At 51.5% G+C, this 26023-nt stretch carries 11 protein-coding genes and 3 tRNA genes; 9 read left to right on the top strand and 5 right to left on the bottom strand.

The annotated features are described in order from the left end of the window. Positions 1 to 81 precede the first annotated feature (81 nt). On the top strand, positions 82 to 1632 hold the full coding sequence (locus tag AC0YNV_RS22180; protein ID WP_475769952.1) for a multicopper oxidase domain-containing protein: 1551 nt from the start codon (positions 82 to 84) through the stop codon (positions 1630 to 1632). A gap of 293 nt (positions 1633 to 1925) precedes the next feature. On the opposite strand, the gene AC0YNV_RS22185 is transcribed toward AC0YNV_RS22180, so the two are convergent. From AC0YNV_RS22185 to AC0YNV_RS22195, 3 genes are read right to left on the bottom strand one after another with little or no spacing between them, the layout of a single operon-like run. After that, positions 1926 to 4424 carry an alkaline phosphatase family protein gene (locus AC0YNV_RS22185; protein WP_475769953.1) on the bottom strand — a complete coding sequence of 833 codons (2499 nt, stop codon included), beginning with the start codon at positions 4422 to 4424 and terminating at the stop codon, positions 1926 to 1928. A gap of 20 nt (positions 4425 to 4444) precedes the next feature. Continuing rightward, positions 4445 to 6625, bottom strand: coding sequence for an alkaline phosphatase family protein (locus AC0YNV_RS22190; protein ID WP_475769954.1), 2181 nt, complete (start codon positions 6623 to 6625; stop codon positions 4445 to 4447). 13 nt (positions 6626 to 6638) lie between these two features. Beyond that, a complete protein-coding gene (locus tag AC0YNV_RS22195) occupies positions 6639 to 10571 on the bottom strand; it encodes an S-layer homology domain-containing protein (protein ID WP_475769955.1) in 3933 nt (1310 codons plus the stop codon). 434 nt (positions 10572 to 11005) lie between these two features. Between AC0YNV_RS22195 and AC0YNV_RS22200 the strand changes: the two genes are divergently transcribed. The 3 genes from AC0YNV_RS22200 to AC0YNV_RS22210 all read left to right on the top strand — a co-directional run bounded on the left by AC0YNV_RS22200 (position 11006) and on the right by AC0YNV_RS22210 (position 11305). Beyond that, positions 11006 to 11081: transfer RNA gene (locus AC0YNV_RS22200), tRNA-Thr, on the top strand. 64 nt (positions 11082 to 11145) lie between these two features. Continuing rightward, positions 11146 to 11222: transfer RNA gene (locus AC0YNV_RS22205), tRNA-Arg, on the top strand. A 6-nt stretch (positions 11223 to 11228) separates the two neighbouring features. Beyond that, positions 11229 to 11305 (top strand) — tRNA-Pro (locus AC0YNV_RS22210). Positions 11306 to 11364: 59 nt separating this feature from the next. Here the strand turns inward: AC0YNV_RS22210 and AC0YNV_RS22215 are convergent. Both AC0YNV_RS22215 and AC0YNV_RS22220 read right to left on the bottom strand, forming a co-directional pair. Continuing rightward, the gene (locus AC0YNV_RS22215; protein WP_475769956.1) at positions 11365 to 12819 is read right to left on the bottom strand and encodes a 4-hydroxyphenylacetate 3-hydroxylase family protein; all 1455 of its coding nucleotides are present in this window, start codon (positions 12817 to 12819) and stop codon (positions 11365 to 11367) included. Next, positions 12816 to 13274, bottom strand: coding sequence for an RrF2 family transcriptional regulator (locus tag AC0YNV_RS22220; protein ID WP_475769957.1), 459 nt, complete (start codon positions 13272 to 13274; stop codon positions 12816 to 12818). Before AC0YNV_RS22220 ends, AC0YNV_RS22215 begins: the two co-directional genes overlap by 4 nt. A gap of 388 nt (positions 13275 to 13662) precedes the next feature. Here AC0YNV_RS22220 and AC0YNV_RS22225 point away from each other — a divergent pair, with 388 nt between their 5' ends. The 5 genes from AC0YNV_RS22225 (at position 13663) to AC0YNV_RS22245 (ending at position 25936) form a co-directional block, all read left to right on the top strand. Continuing rightward, positions 13663 to 14172 carry a CYTH domain-containing protein gene (locus tag AC0YNV_RS22225; protein ID WP_475769958.1) on the top strand — a complete coding sequence of 170 codons (510 nt, stop codon included), beginning with the start codon at positions 13663 to 13665 and terminating at the stop codon, positions 14170 to 14172. A gap of 225 nt (positions 14173 to 14397) precedes the next feature. Next, the gene (locus tag AC0YNV_RS22230; protein WP_475769959.1) at positions 14398 to 15651 is read left to right on the top strand and encodes a HupE/UreJ family protein; all 1254 of its coding nucleotides are present in this window, start codon (positions 14398 to 14400) and stop codon (positions 15649 to 15651) included. A gap of 47 nt (positions 15652 to 15698) precedes the next feature. Next, positions 15699 to 22325: a lamin tail domain-containing protein gene (locus AC0YNV_RS22235; protein ID WP_475769960.1), complete on the top strand. Its 6627-nt coding sequence runs from the start codon at positions 15699 to 15701 to the stop codon at positions 22323 to 22325. 219 nt (positions 22326 to 22544) lie between these two features. After that, entirely contained in the window at positions 22545 to 24119 is a 1575-nt protein-coding gene (locus AC0YNV_RS22240; protein WP_475770049.1) for a response regulator, read from the top strand. Then, complete coding sequence (locus AC0YNV_RS22245; RefSeq protein ID WP_475769961.1) at positions 24116 to 25936, top strand: cache domain-containing sensor histidine kinase; 1821 nt, start codon at positions 24116 to 24118, stop codon at positions 25934 to 25936. Before AC0YNV_RS22240 ends, AC0YNV_RS22245 begins: the two co-directional genes overlap by 4 nt. The last annotated feature ends 87 nt before the right edge of the window (positions 25937 to 26023 follow it).

The following is a 26023-nucleotide window of genomic DNA, read 5'->3' on the forward strand; positions in this document are numbered from 1 at the left end:
TCATAGTAATTTTATTTGGGGATGACACAAATAGAGGATAATTTTAATAAGACTTTACACCTAGAGAGGATGGAGACAAGATTGAAAAAGTTTCTGATTTTATTTGCAGTTTTAGCCATATTTACCTTGGAGTATGCACAAGCGAAATCTAATGACGGAGCGATGTCCGGCATGAGTATGGACCCCGGTATGAGCATGGACTCCGGCATGAATATGGGCACAGGCACGAATACGAACATGAGCATGGATATGGGTGCGAGCACTGCTACAGGTACGGACACGAGCACGAATACGGGCATGGGCATGGATTCCGGTTCAGGCATGAATGCCGGCGTGAGTATAGACGACGATGAGGAAGGCGAAACGACCGGGGATGGGACGATGTCCCTTACCTTAAATGGTAAATTCCTCAGCACGCCAGCGTTATTGGGTGAGGATTTCATACACTCCTATGTACCTATCCGTACCGTTGCTTTGGCTCTCGGCGCTCAAGTCAAATGGGACGCTGCCGATCAAGCCGTACTTATAAATTCTCCGTCATTTTTGAATACGCCCGGTCATGCTCTGAATGATCATCACGGACCTCTGGTGGTATTCAATGAACAAATGTTGACTCCTGCACGCAATCCTGTTTTGTTCAATGGCACTGTTTATGTTTATGACGAAACGGTTGCGAAGTTATTTAACGTAAGCATCAAAGCAAATCAGGCCATGAATCAAGTGCAAATCGTAACACCTGATAATACCAAGCAGTTTCAGGATGAGGATCAGCAGGTAAACGACGTATTCAATGGCGTTGGAATGGTGCCGCATATCGCTGCAGATGGAGCCAAGGAGTTTACGTTGACCGCTCAGCAGCATGCCTGGTCTCCTTTGCAGGGCGTATTGACTACGGCCTGGACGTTTAATGGACAAGTCCCCGGACCAACCATACATGTGACGGAAGGCGACCATCTGCGGGTAACGCTTGTGAACAAGCTTGCGGAGCCGACAACGATTCACTGGCACGGCCTGGATGTTCCCAATGATATGGATGGAGTTCCCGGCATTACGCAAAATGCGGTGCTTCCCGGTCAAACATTTGTCTACGATTTTGTAGCCAATCATGCCGGAACCTACATGTACCATTCACATTACAATGATATGAAGCAAATCGGCAACGGCATGTATGGCACCGTTATTGTCGATCCCAAAGATCCGAAACCGGAGGATCACTATGATCACGACTACACGATGATGATCAGCGGATTTGCCATTAACGGGACGGCGGATGAAAAGGATTATTTCACCATCAACGGCCGGAGCTACCCGGATACCCCTCCCATTGAAGTGAAAAAGGGAGAAACGGTCCGCATCCGCTTGCTGAATATTGATGCAATGGAAGTCCATACGATGCATCTGCACGGCATGCATTTCAAGGTCATCGCCAAAGACGGAGATCCAATTGCAGAGCCTCAAAGCATGGATACCATTCTGATCGGTCCAGGAGAGATTTATGATATTGCTTTTACGGCAAGCGCAGTAGGCGACTGGATGTTCCACTGCCATATTCTCGACCATACGATGAACGGCGATGACATGGCTGGCGGAGAGATGGGCGGGCTTATCACACTGGTTAAAGTGACCAAATAACCACCGAAAACCACTGAATAGCCAGTTGCTCTCTCAGCCGTGTTAGCTTATCCTTGTGTGCACCCCTTATCATTCCCATTGGAGCGTTTATCCGATGAGTGATAGGGGGTGTGTTTTTTATATAGTGAGTTGTGCAGCCGGGAAACCAATGAGAAGGACCAACTGCTTCGGTTAAAATAAAACAAGCTGACGTCGGTTAGAAATACCGGAGCCAGCTTGCATTCTAGAGCTTGTTCAATGTTTGCGGAAGGCGCATTGCCACAAGAGCACAGGGTTAGCGGACTATCCTGTAGTTACTGGACTTTAATTGTTGGGATTGTCCCAGTCGTATCCAGTTTGAATCCGGGTAACTGGGTAATCGACTGCAGTGAGATATACGGTTCATCTTGTGGACTCTTCCAAATCGCATCGGTGAGCTTCAGGGTGTTTCCATCCAGTAGAGCTTGTGCGGAACTCATGGTGAAATCCAGCTCAGAATTATGGTAGAGCATCATGATCTGGGTTCCGTCGATAGTCAAGTCGGCGTTCACGTTTCTGGCCAATGCCTTCAGCGGAACCATAATCCTGCCGTTCTCATTCTTGAAGGCATCTCCGCCTTTGCCGCTCGCGGCAATCAGGTCGTTGTTCAACTTGACATCAACGGCCGTACCGCTCGGAGATGAAGGATGCACACCGTCTTCGCGGAAAATATAAGGCGTAAAATCCGGATGGTCAAAATCGAACATGTCCACCATATTATCCGCGTTGGCATCCCTGTTGTTCAAAGACTGCAGGTGATAATTCCATTCGAGAAAGCTCAGAACGGACGTTGTATCGTATTGTACATGGCTTACATAGTTTTTCTTGGCATACGGTGAAATCACGATTGCCGGAATTCGCGGTCCGTCGCCTTGTAGTCCGTCGGGACCCGGATCTACCTGCGGAGGCGGTACATGATCCCACAATCCGCCTGATTCATCGTAGGTGAGAATAATAGCGGTATCCTTCCAATAAGGGCTGGACATGATTTTGTTGATGGTTTTCAGGGAAAAGCTTGCCGCTGTAGGACCGCTGCTCCCCGGATGCTCATCATCGCCCTCGCCGGCTTTGACATATACGACATCCGGAAGCTTGCCGCTGTCGATATCCTTATCCAGTTCGGAGTAATCCTTTATATTGTCGGTATAATCGCCATCACCGTAGTTCTGGAAGTACTGGAATGGATTATGGTGAGGGATATATTCTTTCCCGTCGCCGTATCCATCCTGGTACCAGGACCAGCTCAGTTTGTTTTCCGATAATACGTCTCCCACGTTCTTGTAGGTTAATGGCTGCCATGTGCCGATGGCATCCGTATAAGGGCCGAAGGATGGGTTGGTATCATCCTTGAGTGGAGTGCCTTCATTTCCAGATTGCGCCGCTACTAAATAAAGAGCGCCGGAGGTCGAAGGCCCGAAGACCGGCTGGTACCAATTGTCTGCCAGGCTGAAATGCTGCGCATACTGCCAGAGGGAAGGCTCCGCCCAATAATCGTAGTGCCCCATCGGGACGGTTTTGTTATTTTTAATAACGTACTGGTTCATAGCGCCCATGTTATAATCTGCAATCATGCCTTCATAAGAATGCTGGACATCCTCGGTTATCGCTTGATCCGGCCCCAATCGGAACGGAAGGACCTTTGCGCCATTCTTATCCAGATTGTAGGCGCCGTCCGGAATTCCATTAACCTCCGGTGTTCCCGGCAGCGGCATAAATCCATCCGCATAAGGGTATGTGCCAAAATAATTGTCGAAGGAACGGTTCTCCTGATAAATGATGACCGTATGCTTGATCGGTGAGGATGTAGGCTGAGCCGCACTGCCGTGAGGCATTGCGCTTCCCAGATTGGAGTAAGCCGTTTTACCGGAGACCGTAACAAAATAATAATAAGTGACCCCGTTCGGAAGACCCGAATCGGTATAGGAGGTTGTTGAACTGGAATCGATCTTCACGAACGGCCCCAGGGCGGATGTGCTCCGGTATACATCGTAGCCGGCTGCGCCGCTTATCGCATCCCAGGTCAATGCTATTTTTGTATCGCTGCCGACGGCGAAGAGCTTCTTCGGTCCTGCGCCCCTTATAATAACCTGTCCATGCTTATCGATATCCTTGATCACAAAATTATCAAGCGAATAGACATAGGAAGCTGTAATGGAAAACCCGCCTGCATTCGCTGAAACATTGTTGGTCGTGCCGATCTTGACATAATCGGCATCGCTTGGGCCTTTCACATAGACCTCCAGCTGATTGCCCTGAAATCCGAATTTAACATCGTAGAAGGTGTTCGGGCTGAATGTCTTGGCAACGTTCAGATCGCCTGCCGTATTTCCTGGCGAGCCGCTGTTGACGGCTGATTTGACGCCAGTCGGGGTGAATTGCACGACAGTTGCATCGGAACCCCCGTTATACCGCAAATAAAATTTAATATAATTGCCGGTTTGCGTGCCGACGGACTCGAAGCTTGCATAATACCACATGTTTTTCACATTGCTGACGTTCGGCTTGATGGTATTCTTTTTCGATGTATCGTTGTTGTAATTCGCCGCGGTATAGGTTGCATTCAGCATGCCGTTGCTGACATTCCAGCTTCCGGACACGGACGAGGTCGGGGACCATTTCGTCGCGAGCGAATCCAGGCTGAAATCGTCCTGGAAGACAACCGCTCCTTCCGGGTCCGGCTCCGTGTCGGTTTCGTCCGCTGAAACAGCGGACGCCTGGATCATTGACAGCATGATCGCGCAGACCATAAGCCAAGCTAACATTTTGGTTTTCAATTTATATTCACCCGCTTAATTTAGTTTGTGGTAATGACTGGCTGCGTGCTGTTCATATCAACCGTAAACCCAGGCAGACCGGATAGATCCTTCATTGAAACGTAAGCCTCGTTCTTAGGGCTTAACCAGATTTGGTCCGGCAGCGCAGCGGTTTTTCCGTCAATCTGGACACTTGTGGAGCCAACGGTCAACCGGACCGAATGATGATTGTAGATCAGGCTCAGCTTGCCGTTATTCTCCTTATAGACTGCATTAATATTACGGGCGAGCGCTTTTACCGGCACCATAATCCTGCCATTCGTGTCTTTGAAAGGAGACTCGTTAGCCACACTGTTGGCCAGCAGTGCGCTGTTTAATTTCACGTTCACTGCGGTTCCATAAGAAGAAGCGGGAGCTGAAGTGGCGTCACGAAACATGTAAGGCGTGAAATCCGGATTTTTGAAATCAAACATATCCAGCAAGCTGCCGGCATTCTTATCTCTGTCGTTCAATGGCTCAAGTCCATAGTTCCACTCAAGGAATTGCAGGATGGACGTCGTGTCCGTTTGAACATTGCTGACATAGTTTTTCTTCGCATAGGGTGAAATGACCATCAGCGGAGATCTTGGCCCAAGTCCCTGCAAACCGTCCGGACCCGGATCAACCTGCGCCGGCGGTACATGATCCCAGAAGCCCCCGGATTCGTCATAAGCGATAATGACGACGGAATCCTTCCAAAGCGGACTGGACATCAGTTTATTAATCAGCTGTACGGAGAAATTGGACGTCAGCGGCGAGCCGTTGCCGCCCGGATGCTCCGAGTTCGACTTGACATAAGCGACCTCGGGGAATGTGCCGTTGTCGATGTCCGTATAGAACTCAGCCAGCTCCCGTTCATTGTGGTCCTCGTTGTATTTGTCGTAGTTGTCAAAGTACAGGAACGGGTTGGTGGTCGGGATGCTGCCGGTAGACCAGCCCTGCTGGTACCAGGCCCAGCTGACCTTCTTATCGTCCATCCGGTCGCCGATGCTCGGATAATGCATGCCTTCCGTGCGGGTGCCTGTGCTGCTTCCGACAGGGCCGTAAGCGGGCAGCGGATTTGTGATATTCGCTTTGCCCGCGTTGCCGGACTGTGCGCCAGCCAGGTAAAGCGCACCCGGGGTGGACGGTCCGAATATCGGCTGATGAAGGTTATCCGATATGCTGAAATGCTGGGCGTACTGCCAATAGGCGGGCAGGTAAGTATAGTCGAAATAGCCCATCGGTACGGTATTTCCGTTATTCGTGCTGATATATTGATCCATTTTGCCTTGATCGTAGGAGCTGATCATTCCGGCGTATGCGTGATTCGGATCGGCTGTCGTGGCTTGCGGGAAAGGAAATGGCGCCACCTTGTTTCCCTGCGAATCCAGATTATACATGCCCTTCGGTATGCCATTCACATGCGGTGATCCCGGCAGTGCGATAAATTGATCCGAGTTGTACGGATAAATGCCGAAGTAGTTATCGAAGGAATGGTTCTCCTGAAAAATTACCAGCGCATGCTTAATTGGCGATGTATCGTCAGGAGGAGTACCCGGATCCTCGGTCGGCTCCGAACCAAGATCGCTGATGCTCAGGTTATCGAACGAGAAGGCGTAGGACGCGCCGAGCGACAGGGTCCCGGCTTTAGCCGAGACTTTATCCGTCGATCCGGCTAGGGCATACCCTTTCTCGTCAGCCTGCTTGTAATAGACATCCAGCGTGTTATCCTTCAGCTCGATCTTGATGTCATAGTCGGTATCCGGCAGAAATAAGTCGGGGCAGTTCAGCACAGCATTCCCCGGGCTGCCGACTCCGGCGCTGATGCCCGCTGGGGCAAACTGCACGACCGTGTTATCGTTGCCTCCTGTGTTTCTCAAAAAAACACGGAAGTAAGGATTGGTTTGCCCGCCGGCCATGCGGAAGCTCATTTGGAGCGATACATTTTTTATCGCGCCGGTGCCCTTGACTTTAATTTGATTCTTGGAAGGTCCGCTGCCAACGGAATTTAATTTTCCGCTGGCAATGTTCCAGTTTCCTGCCTCGACCAGCCAATGATCCGCCAAATCGTCGGCTGAGAATTCATCATTGAAAACAGGCGTTCCCGTATCTGCGCCATCATCCGCGAATGCGGAGGGGGCAGGGGAAGCCGAAATACCAACTGCCAGTGCCAGGCAAGCTAACCAGACTCTCTTTTTCAAAGGGTTTGCCTCCTTAAATGTATTGGAAATATTGCAATAACCGCTTCAGCATGACAGCCGCTTCAGCACGAGTGGCGTTCTTCTTCGGAGTGAAGGATGTATCGCTTTGTCCGTTGATAATGCCTGCTGCCATGGATTGTCCGATGGCATCCTTGGCCCAGCTGCTGATCAAGCCGCTGTCGCCGAACTTCGACAACGCGGAAGCGTCAGCCTGCGGTTGTTTATTGGCCATTACCAGCGCGCGGGAAATCATAACAGCCATTTCCTCGCGGGAAATCGAACGGCCAGGCAGGAATGTGTTGTTCGTGTAACCGCTGATAAGGTCTGCCTTCATGGCAGCGCCAACCGCTCCGGCGTACCAGTCCTGGGCATCAATATCAGAGAATGCTGCGGCTCCGCTGTCTTCCGTAAGTCCGAGCGAACGGACGAGCAGGGCCGCAAATTCAGCACGGGTAATGGATTTGTTTGGCGCAAATTCGGTTGCGGACTCGCCTTTAATAATCAGCTTGTTCGCCAGCATTTCCGCATCTTCCCTGGCCCAATGACCGGTCAAATCTTTGAAAGTAACGTTCAGCTGGATGATGGCAACAACCCGGTCCAACATTCCTTGAATCGTTACCGTGTTTGACTTGAACAAAGCCGGTACGAAAGTCAGTTCTCCGGTAACCGGATCATAGGCGACCACTGTTGTTTTGGCCGAATTTATACTTTGCGGCAGCGTAATCGTTCTTGCTCCGGCAACGCCGAGCGGAACCGATTTCGTCCCCGCTGTGGCTGTAACCTGTGCATGGGATGGCGCCCCGATGACAGTCGCGCCAATCTCTTGCGCCTTGGCCGTCATTTTATCCGTCAAATCACCGCTTATGATTTCAGACGAAATATTAAGTGTGATCCCGGCTGCCTGTTCGCCAAACTGGTTGGACAGATCATTCCAATTAATCGACTGAAGCGGTATCTCATAGCTGGTTGTATTGTTAGTAATCACGACCGTCGCTTTAGGGTTCGCTGATGCTTCTTCGGCCAAGGTTTTTCCCGGTATATGGACGATCGTACTCGGGCTGGAGCCTTTCAGCTCGATCGTGACCTTCTGATCGCCTGACGGATTTGCGTTGATTTGGGCAAATGCCGCCTTCAAAGCATCCGCAGCAACATCGGCTGCGCCGACTTCTTTGCCGTCATGCTGCTCGCTGGTCGTCTGTACAACAAGATGTCCCGTCTTCACGTCACTATTTCCGGACGTATCGGGTGCATCAGGCGCTCCAGAGGCATTGTTTGGCGGTGTATTTGGCGTACCGGGTGTGTCAGGCGTATCTGGAGTATTCGGTGTATCATCCGGATCGTCCGAATCTGTCGGCGGGTTGGAATTGCCGTCATTCAGCGGGGCAGCGCTGACTTCATTCGAATTATCGCTCTCCCCGGAGGCGTTGACCGCCGTGACGACATAATAGTAGGTAGTGCCGCCCGTCACGCTGCTGTCAGTAAACGATGTGCCGGTAACATCCTTTTGCAGGATGACATAATCGCCTCCGCTTGTTGAACCGCGCTTCACATTATAGGAGTCAGCACCAGTTACTTTATCCCAATTCAACAACACCTTCATTGTTTGGGGAACAGCCTTCAGACCAGTCGGTGCATTCGGCGTCACCGGCGCTTCAGCTTTTGTCGGTGTTACGCTGACTTCGTTGGAATTGTCGCTCTCCAGACTGTCTTTCACAGCCGTTACCACATAATAATAGGTTGTGCCTGATGTAAGATCTGTATCGTTATAGGAGGGAGAGATCACGTTTTTTGCCACGACCGTATAATTGCCGTTATGGGTCGTGCTTCGTTTTACGTTATAGCTGAGAGCGTCTTTTACGATATCCCATGTCAGCATAACCTGCCCATCGATTGTTGTTGCTGTTAAATCCGTTGGAGCCGGCAGGATTGTTACTTCCTGTTCTTCTACAACCGCACTCGCTTCGTTGGACATGCTGCTTTCTCCAACCGAATTCACAGCTGTAACCTCATAATAATAAGTGCCGGGAGTTACGTTGGTATCCTTATAAGTAGTTGAAGTTTGGTTAGAGGCGATATTAGTGTAATTCCCGCCGCTTGTCGTACTCCGTTTCACATTATAGCCGTCGCTCGCGCATTTGCAGGTATCCCAGCTCAGCTTTACGGATAATTTATCTGCGGTGGCCGTCAAATTAGTCGGCGTAGTCGGTACGGTCCGCACAATATGCGGAGTACCGCTGACCGCAGGGGCTGGATCGCCCTCCACGCTGTCGATGAGCGCAGTAACCGTATAATCGTACGTGTGTCCGTTTACCGCCGAATCATCCGTGTAGGAGGTGGAAGTCAGGTTGGCGGCTATGATTGAAAATGAACCTGATCCTTCTCTCCGCTTCACGTTATAGCCGGTTGCTTCTTCCACCGCATTCCACAGCACATCGACTTGTGAATCTCCCTCTGTCACAGTCAAGCCGCTGACGACTCCTGCTGAGCTTGCTGTCGAATGGGCCTCATTGGAGCCGCCGCTTTCTCCCGCAGCATTGAGTGCCGTAACGGTATAATAATAGACAACGCCGCCGGTCACTGCCGTATCGGAGTATGTTGTCCCGTTAACATTATGGGCGATCTCCGTGTAGGGTCCACCGCTTACAGTGCCGCGTTTGACATTGTATCCGGTGGCATTAGCCGCTGTGCTCCATGCCAGATCCACCTTGGCATTGCCTGCATGCGCGGTCAAATTATCCGGAGCCGAAGGGATAACAGCGCCAGCATGCGGTGTAGCGTTCACTTCATTGGACGGAGTGCTCTCAAGCGAAGTGTTGGAGGCTGTTACGACATAATAGTAAGGCGTATCATTAACGACACTCGAATCGGAATAGGTCGCTTCTGTTACGCTATGTGCGATTTCTGTATACGGTCCTCCGCTTGCGGCGCTGCGTTTGACGTTATAGCCCGTGGCGTCTGCCACGGTGTTCCACGCCAGATTCACCTTGGCATCACCTGCTTGTGCGGTCAAATGATCCGGGGCCGAAATCACAGTACCCGGAAACTGTGGCACCGCTGTAACCGGATCTGTCGACACGATGTCCCCGCCTGCGTTGGTGGCCGTGACCATGTAGGAGTAAGTGGTGCCGTTATTGACATTACTGTCCGTGTAGCTGGTTCCGGTAACAATATCATCGAGATTCGTGTAGGCACCGCCGTTTGTGGAACGTTTGATGGTATAAGCGGTTGCGCCGGCAACGGCATCCCATGTCAAGTCCACTTTTCCGTCACCCGCGGCGGCGGATAGATTGAATGCAATCGTCCCGTCACCTCTGTTCGTAATCGTTACATTATCGAACGAATACAGTTTTGCCGCGGTCAATTGTACTTGCCCCGCTTTGACTTCGTTGGTACCATAGCTTGCGTTAATATCAACCGAGCCAAGGCTTGTGTAATTGGTATCGCCCTGATTTTTTACATAAACCTCGACCTGTTTATCGAACACGCCGATTTTGAATTCATACATCTGGTTTGCAGCAAACTGACAGGCTGCATTGGCTGTGCTGGTGCATAGTGAAACGGTGGGAGATGCAAATCCCGCCGTAACGCTTTTGGGAGAGATTTGAACAGCGACATTATTGGTACTCGTGGCGTATCTAAAATAAACCCTTGCATAAGGGTTGGCGGCTGTATCTCTATTCTCGATACTCAGATTTACCCACGCGTTTACGGGCATCGCCGTCTTGGTTTTAGCGGTACCGTTGGATGTGGTGCCGGTGGCATTCAATGTGCCTCCGTTGGTATCCCATGTTTGGTTTAGGGACCACTTGTCCGTATCCACGGTGCTGCCGGAAAAATCATCGGTAAAGACAACCGTTCCTTCCGTATCGGCTAATGCAACGGGAATCGAAAGCAACGGGATCATGACGAATATAATCAGCCATAGGGTAATCATTGTTTTCTTCACCCTGATTCATCCTCCTCAATTATGAGTTATGCGTGTAACTTGGTCGGCGGTGTTTGCAGCTCTAATGGATCATCCGTTCATTTGACTCCTCCCGAACTCGTGCACGTAAGTAGCTTGCAGTATTGAATTATAGTGAGAAAGAAAAACTATTAGATTAAAACCATTATAATTAATTGTAAATCCATGCCGATATATGTCGAATATGGTCGAAGTTGTGGCTGAATTGTGATGAACCACAACCATTTACCCCGATGAGCGGATTATTATGAGGCGCATATCATGTACAAAACGCCAAAGAAGCAGCCGGGGATTTCCCGCTGCTTCTGAAGGTAATTACATGTCCAAAATATTTTTCGGAAGAGGGCTTGTCAAAATGGCTGGGGACATGTTATATTCTTGTTCTAGGCCCTAAATATTTACGCCTTAACAACTATGCCGTTGTAGCTCAATTGGTAGAGCAACTGACTTGTAATCAGTAGGTTGGGGGTTCAAGTCCTCTCGACGGCACCATGATTGTATTTGAAGCAAGAAGAGGGTTATGGGCACCGTGCCCATTGTCCGCACCAATCAGGTTGCGCCCTTAGCTCAGCTGGATAGAGCGTTTGACTTCGAATCAAAAGGCCGGGAGTTCGAATCTCTCAGGGCGCGCCATCATAACGGGATGTAGCTCAGCTTGGTAGAGCACCTGGTTTGGGACCAGGGGGTCGCATGTTCAAATCGTGTCATCCCGACCATAATGCAATAACCAAAATTCCTTGTATCTGCAAGGTTTTTTTTGTTGTCTTCAGAATCTCTACAGTGATGGCTGCGCCCTAAGGTTGTCCGTTCGATCCAGGAAGGCGGAGACCTTCGCATATAACCCCGTTTTATCAAAATTCACATATTGATTGGCAAAATTCCGCGAGGGATCTCCAGCGTAGAAGCGCTCATACAGCTCATGGCGGGCGCCCAGCTGGCTGCCGATCAAATCCCAGGCAAGCTTGAACAGACGCACCCGCTGATCTGCATCGACCGTTGTGCCGTTCAGATACTTCCGGATCAGGTGAGCAATGGGGCTCTCGAGATCCGCACAGCTGGATGGGACCTGGATGAAGCCGCCCGCGCCGATTGTTTTCAGAATTTCAATGGCCCGGGGATAATAGCGGGTGCCCAGGTTTCTCGCCGTTTCAATGTAGCTGAATTTGGGAATCAGATTCCCGAATTCGTCCAGCCTGGCTTCCACCTCGGAGGCGATGACGAGCGCTTTGATGGATTCGATCTGCGAGACAAGCTCGCCCAGCTTCTCCTGCACATTAATGAAGCCGTCCACGCCAATCTCGCGGGCAATGAAGAACGTGATGCCTGCGACAAATTCCAGCTTGGTCTGCAAGCGGACAATCGATTGGTGATAGGCGAGGCTGTTCGAAGCCTGATTCGTCCTTATTTTCCACAACGCTTCCGGATTGTCATACAGGAGAACCCTTTCCCATGGGACAAGGACATCGTCGAAGAACAGGATCGCATCCATCTCGTCGAACCGGGAGCCCAGCGGGTGATCCTCATTGGGATGATTCTCGGCAAAGGATTCCCGGCATAAAATATGCAGCCCGGCCGAGCTTGCCGGAACAATCAGCATGTTGGCGCATTCCGGATGCGACTGCGGGATTTTCTGGACAGGATAGACGATAAAGTCGTTGGCGTATGGCCCGGCTGTCGCGATCATTTTGGCTCCGCGGATGATTACGCCCTCCGAGGTTTTCCTGATAATGCGGAGAATGGCATCGGGATCCTCGCCGAGCGCTTTCGACCGGTCGGTCTGCGGTTCCCGCTGGACAGCGGTAAGAAACAGATCCCTGGCTTTGGCTTCCGTATAATAGGCTGCGATCTTCACATCGAACTGCTTGTCGAAGGAAGTGTAGCTCTGACGTGTCGCATACCAGCCGGTCAAGCGGGAGCGGGCATAATCCGACAGGCGGCTCATGACTCCGAACGTGCTTTCCGACCAGATCCGGGCGGCGGCGGACCTTTTGTCCAGATCCTCTTTATTATGGGGCACCAGAAAAGCGTGATGTACATAGCTGTCCGTCGACGAATCGTAATGGGCGAGCTGCTCCCGGGTATCGGGATGATCCACCATATCGAACAGCTCACGAATGGTAGCAAGCGTTCCCCGGAATGCGGGATGGCTGCCCACCTCGATCCGTTCTCCATTCATCCAGACGTTCCGGTTATCGTTCAGGCTGTTCAGAAAAGCTGAGCCTCTGGTCATGTTAAAGCCACATCCCCGCTTATAGAATGAAAGCTGCCTGGTTTCTTCAGATTGCCTGTAATCAGATCCTCCAGAGTCGTTCGCTCCAGAACGAAAGCGATGACCTCGCGAATCAGCACCCACAATGGCTTCAGCATGCAGCTCCCTTCGAGCTCGCATGGCTCATAGGCCGTAACACTTGCGCAGCCCATCGGCGCCAGAGGCCCCTCCAGCTTGCGGATCACATCCCCGACGACAATATCCCTGGGGTGAAGGGCCAGCTGATAGCCGCCCTGATGGCCTCTTTTGCTTTCCACATAACCCAAACCTTTGATTTGCAGCAAAATCTTCTCCAGATAGTTCTCCGTTACGAGCGTTTTTTGTGAAAGCTCGCTGATCGCATACAGATGGGGATAGCTTTGGCCTAATACAATCAACGCCCGCAGCGCGTATTCCCCTCTTGAGGAAATTTTCATTATTTCTCTCCTTTTTCAATTATGACTGATTCAGTCGGGTTTAAAGCAGACTGAATTAGTCTGCATTGAGCCGTCATAGGAATGATAAGGGAGAGAGGGATTTACTGTCAACGATATGAGAGAGTTTTAACGTTAGCAGGAATGGTGTCGCCTCGTCGGCCAATTGGAGGGGCGCCTCACAGGTAAAATTGCAATCGCAAATGAAGGACAAGCAGGAACTGCGCTGCTTGAAATAACGTTATAACGTTTTGATAATCGCCTTTTTTGATGGCGATCCACTCCGGTTGAGCGGTTCACGCGCTCCCGACCGCATCATTTTAGAAACCGGGAATGATTGTGATATGATGGTCTTGAAACGGACCCTTACATATAGAGGAGAATCAATTCTATGGCTTTGGAAATTGAGCGAAAGTTTCTGCTGCATGATTATCCGCATGCTCTCATCAAGAGCGGGGAGCTTGCCGTACGATCCCGCAGGCGGATCGAGCAGACCTATCTGGCGATTGAGGACACGCAGGAGCTGAGGGTCAGAAGAATTACCGATCTGGTCACCGGTGACGTCGAATATACGCAAACGTTCAAGCGGGGGCATGGAATCAGCCGTGAGGAGATTGAATATTCCATATCGGAGGGCCTGTATGAGCAGCTCACCCAAGCCTTTCTAGCGGTTCCGCTAACGAAAGAGCGGACAACGGCCGACTGGGGATCGAATGTTATCGAAATCGACGAGTATGATCAGCTGGAGCTGCTGGTGGTAGAAGTCGAATTCGACTCCATCGAAGAAGCGCTGCAGTTTGAGGCCCCGGATTGGTTCGGCGAAGATATCAGCCAGAGCAAACGCTACAGCAATAAAACCGTGTGGCGGGAGCTGCAGCAGCAGACCGCATTGAATAATTAAGCGCATATTGGCATAAAGAAACCCTGTTATGGATCCCTCATCCATAACAGGGTTTCTTGCTGTTCATGCACTGGAAAACGCCGCTGACATGCCGCACCTCGGGAGCTGCTGTGTTTGTGGTTCACCCGGTTTGTCATTCATGAATTCTTAATATGGGGAAAACAATCTGTTTACATACCGGGCCTATACTTCATCTGGCTCAATTTGCATGGAGAGAAAGGAGACATGCCTGATTCTTCGAGAGCAAGGCAGACAAATTACATAAAAGGTGTGAATTCTCCCGTGCGCAAGGATGTCGTGAAAGCAGGTAAAACAACGTTCGCGTTCATAGCAGCGATCATTGCGCTATTCATGAGTTTTAATGGTATTGCATCGGCCCATTTCACCTCAACCGGTTACTCTGATATTACGGTGGAGGCCAGTACGCTGAAATACGGCCTGTACTTCTCGGAACATGATCTGCTGCAGATCTTCCCCGCAGATACGAACGGCGACAGCAAGCTCAGCGATCAGGAATTGGCGGACTCGATGGACAAGATGACGGCACTCGTCGACGACGGCGTGATTGTCACAGGCGACGGCAAGCTGGGAACCGGAGTTGTGAACAGCGCCAAGCATGTCAAGCGGGCCAGCATGGATATGATCGGTATCGATATCCAGTATGATTTCGATGCGCCGGTAGCACGTTTCCTGGTGCAGTACGATTTCTTCTGGTATGGCGGAATCGATCCCAGCCACCGCAATTATGCGACGCTCCGCTTCGGCGGCCAGACCATCGAGCAGGTGCTGAACAGCGAGAATTATATTATCCAGATCCAGGGAACGGGCGCTGCGTCCGACGCCCCCGGTGCCCCTGCAGCGGATACGCCTGCTGCGCCAACCGTTCCAGCTGCGCCTGCTTCTGTCGATACGGCGGCAAAGCCGTCGTGGATGAAGACATTGCAGGACTATACCGTGATGGGGATGGAACATATTTGGACGGGGATCGACCATATGATGTTCCTGCTGGGGCTGGTGCTCGCATCGGATAAGCGGAAATGGAGCGTTGTGAAGCTGATCTCGGCCTTTACAGCCGGTCACAGCATCACGCTTGTCTTATCCGCGCTGGAGCTTGCATACCTCTCACCCCTAATTGTCGAACCGCTGATCGCGCTGAGCATTATTTATGTTGCGGTCGAGAACGTCTGGAGGAGAAAGCAGAACAGCAGCCATATCGGGGTTACGATGCTGTTCGGTCTGGTGCATGGCTTCGGATTCGCTGAAATCCTAAGAGGCACGCTGTCCGGCCATATGGCACTCCCTCTGTTTTCGTTTAACCTGGGGGTCGAAATCGGTCAGCTTGTCGTCCTGGCCGTGATTATTCCGGCAATCTGGGCCATTGGCCGTATCTCGCTCAAGGTCAACTGGATGCGGTATGGTTCAGGCGTTATTGGCCTTTTCGGGCTCTACTGGTTTATTGAACGGATTATGTCGCAATAACAAAGGCTCATGATGTGAATTTAATTTCTTGAGGGAGTGTACAAACATTGTTTAAGAGAAGCGTCAGACGGTGGATTTCCTCGATTTCTACAGCAGCAATTATAATCAGCTCAACGATACATCCCGCTATGGCTGCCGAAAATATCGCAGCTGGACCGGCTGCGCCGAAGCTTCTGATTACAGAGCTGGTTCCGGACACGGCAAATGTAAATGGTGCGGATGCCTATGAATTTATTGAAGTGTACAACAACTCGGACGAGCCTGTAAATTTTAGGGATTATGATCTTGTCTATCACCAAGGAGCAAACGAAACGGTCTGGCCGGTAAGAGGCAGCGGAGATGTTATTATTCCGGCCAGAGCTTCCAGCGTATTTTGGGTGATGAACGCGGAAAGCACTGTTTTGGCTCCAGAGAAGTTCAATACGAATTATGCAACCAACCTGATTGAAAATACCAATTTGTTTCGGGTAGAGGGCGGCGGCGGTATGGCTAACGGCGGCCCCCGGGATCTTGTCATTAAAGACAAAACCGGATTGGAGATTGCAGTCGCATCCTATCAAAACGATGATCAAACCAAGCCGGATAAAGGGATATTCTATCAGCTTCCCACAGATGGCAAAAATATGGTCATGATGCCGGGCGCAGGCACATTTGCCGCATCTCCGGGCGTCGTGGACGCTTATCAGGTTTCTCCTGATTACGTAAATCAGCCGCCGGTCATCACGCATACGCCACTGACGAGGATCAATCCGGCGGACGATCTGGTGGTCGACGCGCAAATTGCGAATCCGGAGAACAGTTCGGGAACGGATACGGTGACCGCTTCCGTCTATTACAAATTACCGTCGTCGCCGGCATTCACGCCGGTTAACATGGCTTCCCCGGCGGCAGGCAGCTATAAGGGCGTTGTTCCGAAGGCGCTTCTGACGGGAGATCAGCTGCAATATTATATTGAAGCCCGGGACAGCGCCCATACGGTGAAGACGGATATCTATACCGTTGCAATCGGAGATGGCAGCTATGACTATACGAAGGTCCCACCGCTGCTTGTTACGGAGCTTGTTCCCGACACCACGAATGTCACGGGAGTAAGCAGCGATGCCTATGAATTTATCGAGGTGTACAACAATACGGACAAGACCGTCAATTTCAAGAACTATAAATTGATTTACCGGTATACTGGTGATCTATCCAAGGATACGCAGTGGCCGACAGGAGATCAGGACATCAATATTCCTTCCCAGAAATCGGTCGTATTCTGGGTGATTAACAGCGCGAACGGGGCGCTGAAAGCTGAGGATTTTAATGCCAATTACAATACAAACACCCTGATCGAGAACAATAATCTGTTCCGCATCTTCAATGACGGCATGGCCAACGGATCGCCTCGCGGGCTGATCATCGCAGATGCCAATGGCAATGAAATATCCGGCTCTTATTATGACAATGATGAACAAACGCAGCCGAACAAAGGGATCTTCTACAGAAACCCTGTGGACGGAAGCAAAAATACGGTCATCTTAACTGCCGGGCAGAATGCGGCTACTCCAGGAGTAGTGGACGCCGCGCAAGTTCCGCCAACGCCGGTCACCCTTAGGGAAAGCGAGCCTCCGGTCATTATTCATACTCCGGTTCTGGAGACGGGCACGGAGAGCGATCTTGTCATTCAAGCATCCATCAGCAACCCTGAACAGGATGAGACGATTACAGCAGATGTATTTTACAAGCTGCCTTCTCAAACCGCCTTCCAATCTGTGAAGATGAGCTATTCGGCAGACAGCGGCTATCAGGCAGCCATTCCCAAGGAAGTGCTGACGGACAATACACTGAGCTACTATATTCAAGCCAGCGACGGCATTCAATCCGCCAAGTCGGAAACCTATACCGTTATGGTTCATCTCCCTGTAAACGATACCCAGAAGCTTCCTCAGCTGCTTGTAACCGAGGTGGTTCCGGACTCGGCGAATGTAGGCAGTGCGGACGGCTACGAGTTTGTGGAGGTCTATAACAATACCGACCAGCCTGTTAATTTCAAAGATTATACCATTCGCTACCGTTACACGGATCAGGGACCGGATGCCGACGTGCTCTGGCCGGCTGTTCCGGACGACAGAATCATTCCATCCGGAGGCACGCTTGTATTCTGGATTATCAATGCCCAGAATTCAGCCAAGACGGTCGACGATTTCAACGCCAACTATGGCACGAGTCTGGTGAAAGATCAGGATATTGTAAGGATATACAGCGACGGTATGGCTAACGGCGGCAACCGCGGCCTTATCGTAGCCACCAATACGGGGACCGACATTTCGGCCACCTACTATGATACGGACGCGGAAACGGTCGCAAACAAAGGGATCTTCTACAAATTCCCGATTGACGGCAGTACGAAAATGATCAAATACAGCGCAGGGCTGCTCCCCGCCACTCCGGGTAAGGTTGAGCCTGTACAAGTGCCCGAAGAGCCTGTGCATCTGACCAAGGATGACAAGGACCCGGTTGTCAAGGATATCACCGGCAAGACCGAGGTGAAACAATCGAGCGACATCGAAATCATTGGCGACGTGAGCGACGACCGCCAGGTGAAGACGGTGCTGCTCTATTACAAAACAGATAAGCAAGCCGACTACAAGAAGGCGTATTTGACAGAAAGCTTTGCGGATACCATGTATCATCAAATCGTGTATTCACCCGAGCTGATCGGGGAATCGCAGCTGTCGTATTACTTCGTTGCTTCGGACGGCACCAACGAGACCACGACGAAAGTGGCCACAGTCAACATTACCGGAGGTCCGGATCATGCTCCCCTTCGTCTGAACCTGAAGGACGGCGATTATATAGCGGACAAAGCCATTATCAAAGGTACTGGCGAGGGTGTTAGTCCATCCACGCTGAAGCTTTCAATCGATGGCAGCGAGCTGTCGCAATCCGTCTACAATGCGGTGGAGAACGATGCGTATTTTGCTTTCGAAGTGACGGGCGTCAACTATTACTTCAAGAATGCCGTCACAATCGGCCAGGAAATCATTCAAACCTTCCAGGACCCGATTAACACCTATACGACCTTGTCTGTTCCGATTCAGGCCGATCGTCTGAAGGAAGGCGGCAATATCATCTCGATCCGCGCAGGCTCGAAGGCATCGCCTTTCGATGACCGCGGCGAAGAGAACAAAGATGATTTTACGGTGAAAAATATTCGTCTCGTACTTGCGGACGGCACGGAAATTCGCGATGCGAAGTATTCCGATCCCGGTACTGTCATCAAAATGGGCGACAGTGCTGGCAAAAATCCTTTCATTGATTTCGACTTCACGCTGCCGGCGGACAAGCTGGCTTCCAAAGCGTATGAATGGGATACGAAAACGGCAGCCGACGGCGCTCATCAAGTGACAGTAACAAATGCGCAGAACGACAAGGTTACGGTAAATGTTTCCGTCGATAACACGGCGCCGGCGATCAAGCCTTCCGTTGAAGAGGGCAAAGAATACCGCGGCGCATTCACGCTTAATGCGGATGTAACCGACGCACTGGCCGGGGTGGACAAGGTGGAAGCAACGCTTGACGACAAGCCGCTTGCGCTTCCGTATGATACTTCCTCTTCGAAGCTGGCAGGCGGCAATCATGTGCTTGTCATCACGGCAGCTGATAAAGTCGGAAACACCGGAAGCGTGACGGTTCATTTTACCGTACCGGATGAGATCCCGCTTGCTCCCGAGCTGGTTGCGCCGGCACAGGGCGCCACCGTTCCTGGCGGAAGCACTCCGTTATCCGTCAAGGTAACGGACCCGACCAGTGACGATATGGATGTATCCTTCTATCAGGGCTTCAAATATGACGCCAATGTGCAAAGCAGCTTCGTCGGCAATCACGGCGCGGCCGACACCGAGCCGCCGAAGCAGGAGAAGCCTGCCGGCGAAACGGCTTTTACAGAGGAAGATTACGGGAAAATCAGCAAGCAGGACGGCACCTATCTGGAGGATGATGCCGTGGACAAATTCCCTTACCAGCGCTTCGAGATTGCACTCGATGAATCCGTTAAGAGTACGGACCACGTGAACATCAGCTGGGAGGGGAAATCGCTCGAAGGCCGCAAAGTCAGCCTTTATGCCTGGAGCCCTGCGCAAAGTGTATGGAATGCGCTGGATTCCGTAGTAGCAGGCACCGCTGATTTTGAGCTTTCGGCAGACGTTCAAGCTGGAGATTACGCAAAAAACGGTAAGATTCAGGTTATGGTGCAGGATGAGGTAGCTGCAGAACCGGATACCGGGGACAGCGGGGATGACTACGACTTCTCCTTTGCCTGGATGTCGGATACGCAGTATTATGCTCAGAGCTATCCTTACATTTATCAGGATATCGTGAACTGGATCGTTGACCATAAAGAAGACAATAAAATTAAGTATGTTATTCATACTGGCGACATCGTCAATAATGCCGACCAGCCGTACCAATGGGTAGAAGCCGACAAGGACATGAAGGTGCTGGAGGATGCCGGTATGCCGTACGGCGTGCTCGCCGGCAATCATGACGTCCTGCATGAGGACAATGATTACAGCTATTATGATGAGCATTTCGGCGAAGACCGCTTCAAGGATCAGCCCACGTATGGCGAGTCCTACGACAACAACAAGGGACATTACGATCTCATTTCCTCCAACGGCAACGACTTCATTATTGTTTATATGGGTTGGGGCTATGGAGACGAGGAAATCGACTGGATCAATGGAGTGCTGGCGAAATATCCGAACCGCAAAGCGATTCTGAATTTCCACGAGTTCCTTCTTGTATCCAACAACCGCGCTCCGATGGCGGACAAAGTGTTCGAGCGCGTCGTGAAACCGAACAAGAATGTATTTGCCGTATTGTCCGGTCATTATCACGACGCTGAGCTGCATGTGGACGCGATCGACGATGATGGCGACGGTCAATCCGACCGCAATGTCTATCAAATGCTGGCGGATTATCAAGGAGCGCCTGAGGGCGGTCTTGGCTACATCCGGCTGCTGCAATTCGACTTGAAGAATGATAAAGTCAACGTCAAGACATACTCGCCTTATCTGGATGACTTTAACTTCTACGACGAACCGGAATATCCAGGCAAGGATGAGTTCTCTCTTGATCTTGACATTCAACCCGTGATCAAGCGGGTGGCGACCGATTATATCGGCATAAGAGTGTACACGGATCAGTTGATTGGCAAAGACAAAGGCGTCAAGAGCGGGGGAATTGCTTCTGCAACGTGGAGTCCGCTTGCCGATAATGCAGCCTATGAATGGTATGCGGAGGCCAAAGACGCTTACGGAGGCGACAAGCTGTCGGAGATCTGGAAATTCAATACAGGCATTATTGACCCTGGCGAAGACAATCCAGGCGATCCCGGAAACGGCGATGGCGGTACCCCAGGCAATGGGGACAATCCTCTGGCCGAAAATCCCGGACAAGGCGGAGGGGATAATCCTCCGGCAAACAATCCGGTTAATCCCGGATCAGGCAGCAGCCAGCCGGTTACACAACAGCCTAACGATGGCGTAATCAAAGTTGAACCGCAGGCGGATCATACCTTCGTTGTGGACGAGGATATGATGCAAAATGCCTTAGCGCATGCGGCATCCGACACCGTTGAAATTCTGTTGGTCGGTCATGACGGCACGCAAGAGCCGGCTCAGCTCCAAGTAAGCGGAAAAGCCATACAGGCTGTGCAGAAGCAAGGCACCTTGCTGAAGATCGTAACTCCCGGGCTCACACTCGAGATTCCAGCCTCGGCGCTGCCAGCCGAAGCCGCCGGTGCGGATTATGTGACTCTCAAGCTGGATACCCGCCAGAACGCTGTGAACCAAAGCGATATTACCGGCGCAATTGGGCAAGGTTCGGACTACACGGCGACGGGTCTTGTCTATAATCTGCAGCTTATCGTAAATAAAGCCGGCAGTGAATCGCAGATCCATCAATTCGGCGAATCGCTGAAGGTTGAACGCACATTAAAGCCTGAGCAGGTCGCCGGCATCGATCCTGATTACGCCGGTGTTTATTACCTGAACGGCGATCAGGTTGAATATATGGGTTGTGTGCTTGAGGGCAATAAAATCAGCTTCACGACGGACCATTTCTCCGCATTCGCCATACTGGAATACCGGAAGCATTTCGTGGATATGATCGGCAGCTGGGCAGAGCCGTTTACGCAGAAGCTCGCAGCGAAGCATATCATCGAAGGCGTGGATGCCGACCATTTTGCGCCGAATACAGCGGTAACCAGAGCAGATTTTGCAGTCATGGCCGTCAAGGCGCTTGGATATGACAAGCCGGATACTGCGACTGCTTTCACAGACGTCAAGCAGGATATGTACTATACACCGTACGTCGGCAAGGCGTATGAGCTTGGTCTGATTGAAGGCGACCATGGCAAATACAGACCAGCGGACTTCATTTCCCGCGAGGAAGCGGCTGTAATTCTGCTGAGATTCTACCAAATTAAAGAGAAGCGGGACTTTACAGGCAAGCCTGAAGCAGATTTCATGGATATCGGCAAAGCCTCATCATGGGCCCAGTCATCCATCCGCAGCGCACAGGCCTTGGGACTTGTCAACGGCAAAGGCGGCAACCGCTATGATCCGAAGACAACTGTGACCCGTGCGGAAATCGCGAAAATGCTAGTGACGGCAATTGAAGTGAAATAAAGCAAAAACGGCGGGATGTGCAGTAATCCCGTCGGGTATGAAAGTACGGTAAAGAATGAAATGGCGACCGCGCTCCTGATAATCATCAGGGGAACGGTCGCCTTTTTTATGATCTTGCTCTGTGAATCTATCGCTTGGCGTTCAATCTATTTCGTGATTATTTCCTCGTATTGACTATAATAGGAAATACAACGGCCGGAGGTGAACCCCTTGTTTAAAGTGATGATCGCGGACGACGAGTCCTGGATCCGCAAAGGTTTAAAAGCCATGATCGAGTGGGAGCGCTTGAATTTGGAATGCGACAGTGAGGCGGTCGACGGACTGGAAGCGCTTCAAATGGCAGAGGAGCGCATGCCCGATATTCTGATTACGGACATCCGGATGCCGGGGATCGACGGGCTGCGCCTGGCGGAGAAAATGCTCAGAATCGCTCCCCGCCTCAAGGTAATTATCGTAAGCGGGTATAGCGATTTCCAATATGCCAAACGAGCCATCCAGCTGGATGCGATTGATTATATTCTGAAGCCGATCAACCCTGCGGAGCTTAACAAGACGATCGAGAAGGCAGCCGGGAAGCTGAGCTTAGAAATGCAGGAGAAAACGGCAAGCGGCCATTTAGCGGTCGTCCTCGAGAGACTTGCAGGGGATATATGCCGCTGCGGCGACCTGCCCTCTGCCCGGAAGTTCCGGGAAGCGCTGAAGCTGCAGGGCATTGAGCCGGGCGAAGCGGCGGCGCTGTTGATCCATTATGACGAGGATCAATATGACGTACAGGCGATAACGGGTCTGTTAGAACGGGCCGCAGCTGCCTGGGGCACGGCCGGCCGGCGTCTTATTATATGGGAACGGAGTCCACTGCGGCTGAGCGCAGTCGTTCTTGGCGAGAATGGGACGGCTGTCCACAAGTATGCCAAAAACATCTGGTGGGCGCTCAAAAAGCAAAACGTCTCCGGCATTTGGGGCGCTCTCGGCCATCATGTCCCGGTCTCGGAAATGCAGTTGATCAGCCGCTCCTATCAAGAGGCGCTTAGCGTATCGGAGAGGCATGCCTTCAGCAAGGCGGAGGATATTATCCCGTATTCGCGGGAGGAGGAAGAGCAGCTCTCCTACAAATATCCGCTGCATCTTCAGAAGAAGCTGAACGAGGCTTTGATCCGGGACGACACGGACGCCTATGAGGGCATTATCACCGACATCGAAGGGTACTACCTGCACACGGAAGGGGCTTCCCTCAAGCATGCGCGCAGTTTTTTCCTGTCCGTTGTGTCGGATGCCGTCAAGCTTATGCTGACCAAGCCTTCATTCGATGAGAATATCGTCAAGGCCGGCTTCGACTTCTGCCTGGGGATAGACAGCTATGACGATCTGCCCGGGATGACCAGATGGCTCAGAGGCTTCCTGGGGAAAATCAGCGATTTCATGGCTGGCTCCTCCCAGGGCGATGTCCACCGGAGCGTCCTGCTTGCAGCCGAGTACATCCGGGAGCATTTTGCGGAAGAGATCAGCCTGAATTCCGTGTCAACACAATTCCATGTGACCTCCAGTTACTTCAGCAGCATGTTCAAAGAAATTATCGGGGAGAATTTCATCGAGTACCTTACCCGCGCCAGGATGGAGAAAGCGAAGGAATATTTGACGGATTCCGGCATGAAGATCGCTGAGGTCGGCGAGAGGGTCGGTTATGCGGACAGCCGTTATTTCAGCAGGCTGTTCAGGAAGCACACGGGACAGATGCCGTCTGATTACCGGCAGAGCCCTCCGGTTTCACCGGCAGACGGACAGCACGAAGCATGATACGGCTGCCCGCGTTCCGCAAGAGCATCCAGACCAAGATGCTGCTCAGCTTTATGACGGTCAGCCTCATTCCTCTTGCCCTGCTGGGCTGGTTCTCGTACAGCTGGTATGCCGATCTGGTGGAGAACCGGACCGCGGAATATAACGCCAAATTGATGCAGACGGTCACGGCGGATATGGACCAGCTGCTTATTCAGATCGAGCAGTACTCGTATACGGCCTATCAGGATAATTTTCAGGAGCTCTGGAAAGCAAGCCGGACCGTGGATAATTTTGGCAGGATCCGCAATCAGCTGGAGATGAATGCCCTGTTTCTGAGGCAGGAGGAATTTTATAATTTTCGCGGAATCATCCAATCGGTCACGCTGCTGAATGAACAGGGCTACGTATTCTATCAGAACAAGGAAACGGTAGATCCCACCTATCCTTTCGGCAATGAGCCATGGTTCTCGGAAATGCGCGGCGGGCGCAGCAGCGATAAGCTGATCGGTCCGTATTTAACGCAGGCATGGCTGCCCGAGAGTCTTGTCCCGGAGGAAAAGGACGTCGAGGACTTTCATTTGATCTATATAAGAAAGGTTTCGGATCTGCAAAGGCCGCAGGAGGCTCTCGGATACATCATGCTCCACTTCAGCCTGAAGGAAGTGCAAAAATTTCTTGAGCCGCTTCTGCTTGACTCCTCAGGCTCCATGATCATCGCGGACGGGGAGGGCAAAATCGTTTACGATACCGACTCCCGGCAGATCGGGCGTCCGATATCCGCCGCGCTTAGCGTTTCGGATGACAAGAAAGACGGCTATATGGTCGTGCCGGAGAACGGCAAGAAATATCTGGTTACTGCTTCCTCGCTCAAAATGGTCGATTGGAACGTCTACTGCAAGAATGACCTCGCCATTCTGCTGTCGGACAGCCGCAGGATGCGCGATATCACGCTGCTGTTCGTGCTGGCAAGCTTCGGCCTGGCTGTAGTCGTCTCGCAGTTTCTGTCCGTCGGCTTGGTCACGCCCATTAAGCGCCTGAAAAACGCCATGCTGAAAGTAAGCCAGGGCTATCTGAGCGTACAGACAAGCAGGCTGTCCCAGGACGAGATCGGGGAGCTTGGACGGTACTTCAACGAGATGATTAGCCGGATCAAATATTTGATCGAGCAGGTGTATCAGGCGGAGCTGCATGAGCGGGAAGCGAAGCTGAACGCGCTGCAGGCGCAGATCAATCCTCATTTTCTGTACAATACGCTGGAGACCATCAACAGTATTGCCGCCGTAGAAGGCGTGCCCAAGGTGAGCGAAATCGCCAGGGCTTTGTCGGATATGTTCCGCTACAGCACGAAGGCCGGGGGAATTAAGGTTGACGTGGCTGAAGAAATCAGGCACATAAGGAATTACCTGGATATTGTGTCGATCCGTTTTGAGGATAAACTTTCATTCCGGCTGGATATTCCCGAGCAGCTGCTTGCGTATAAAATGATCAAGCTGGTATTTCAGCCGATTATGGAGAATGCCGTATTTCACGGCATCGAAGTGAAGCGGGGCAAGGGCGAGCTCATCATCGGGGCACGCAAAGAAGGGGAGGATCTCGTCTTCTCCATACGGGACGACGGGGTAGGCATGACAACCGGACAGCTTGCCGCTCTGAACAAACGTCTGGCTGACCATTCCAGTCTGGACCAGTCCGACCACGCTTCCGGCAAAGTAGGAATCAAGAATGTGCATGACCGGATCCGGTTTTATTACGGGGACCATTACGGAATTACACTCAGCAGCGTAGAGGGATGCGGAACGGAGGTCATCGTCCGCATCCCCGCAGTCTCAGAGTAAAAAAGTACACCCAAGCGCATAAATCTGTCGCATTGCCCGGGAATCCCGGCCCCTTCTATAATAAACTCAGAAGAGTTTGGATATAGA

It is taken from the genome of Paenibacillus sp. JT31N11 (assembly GCF_056269285.1).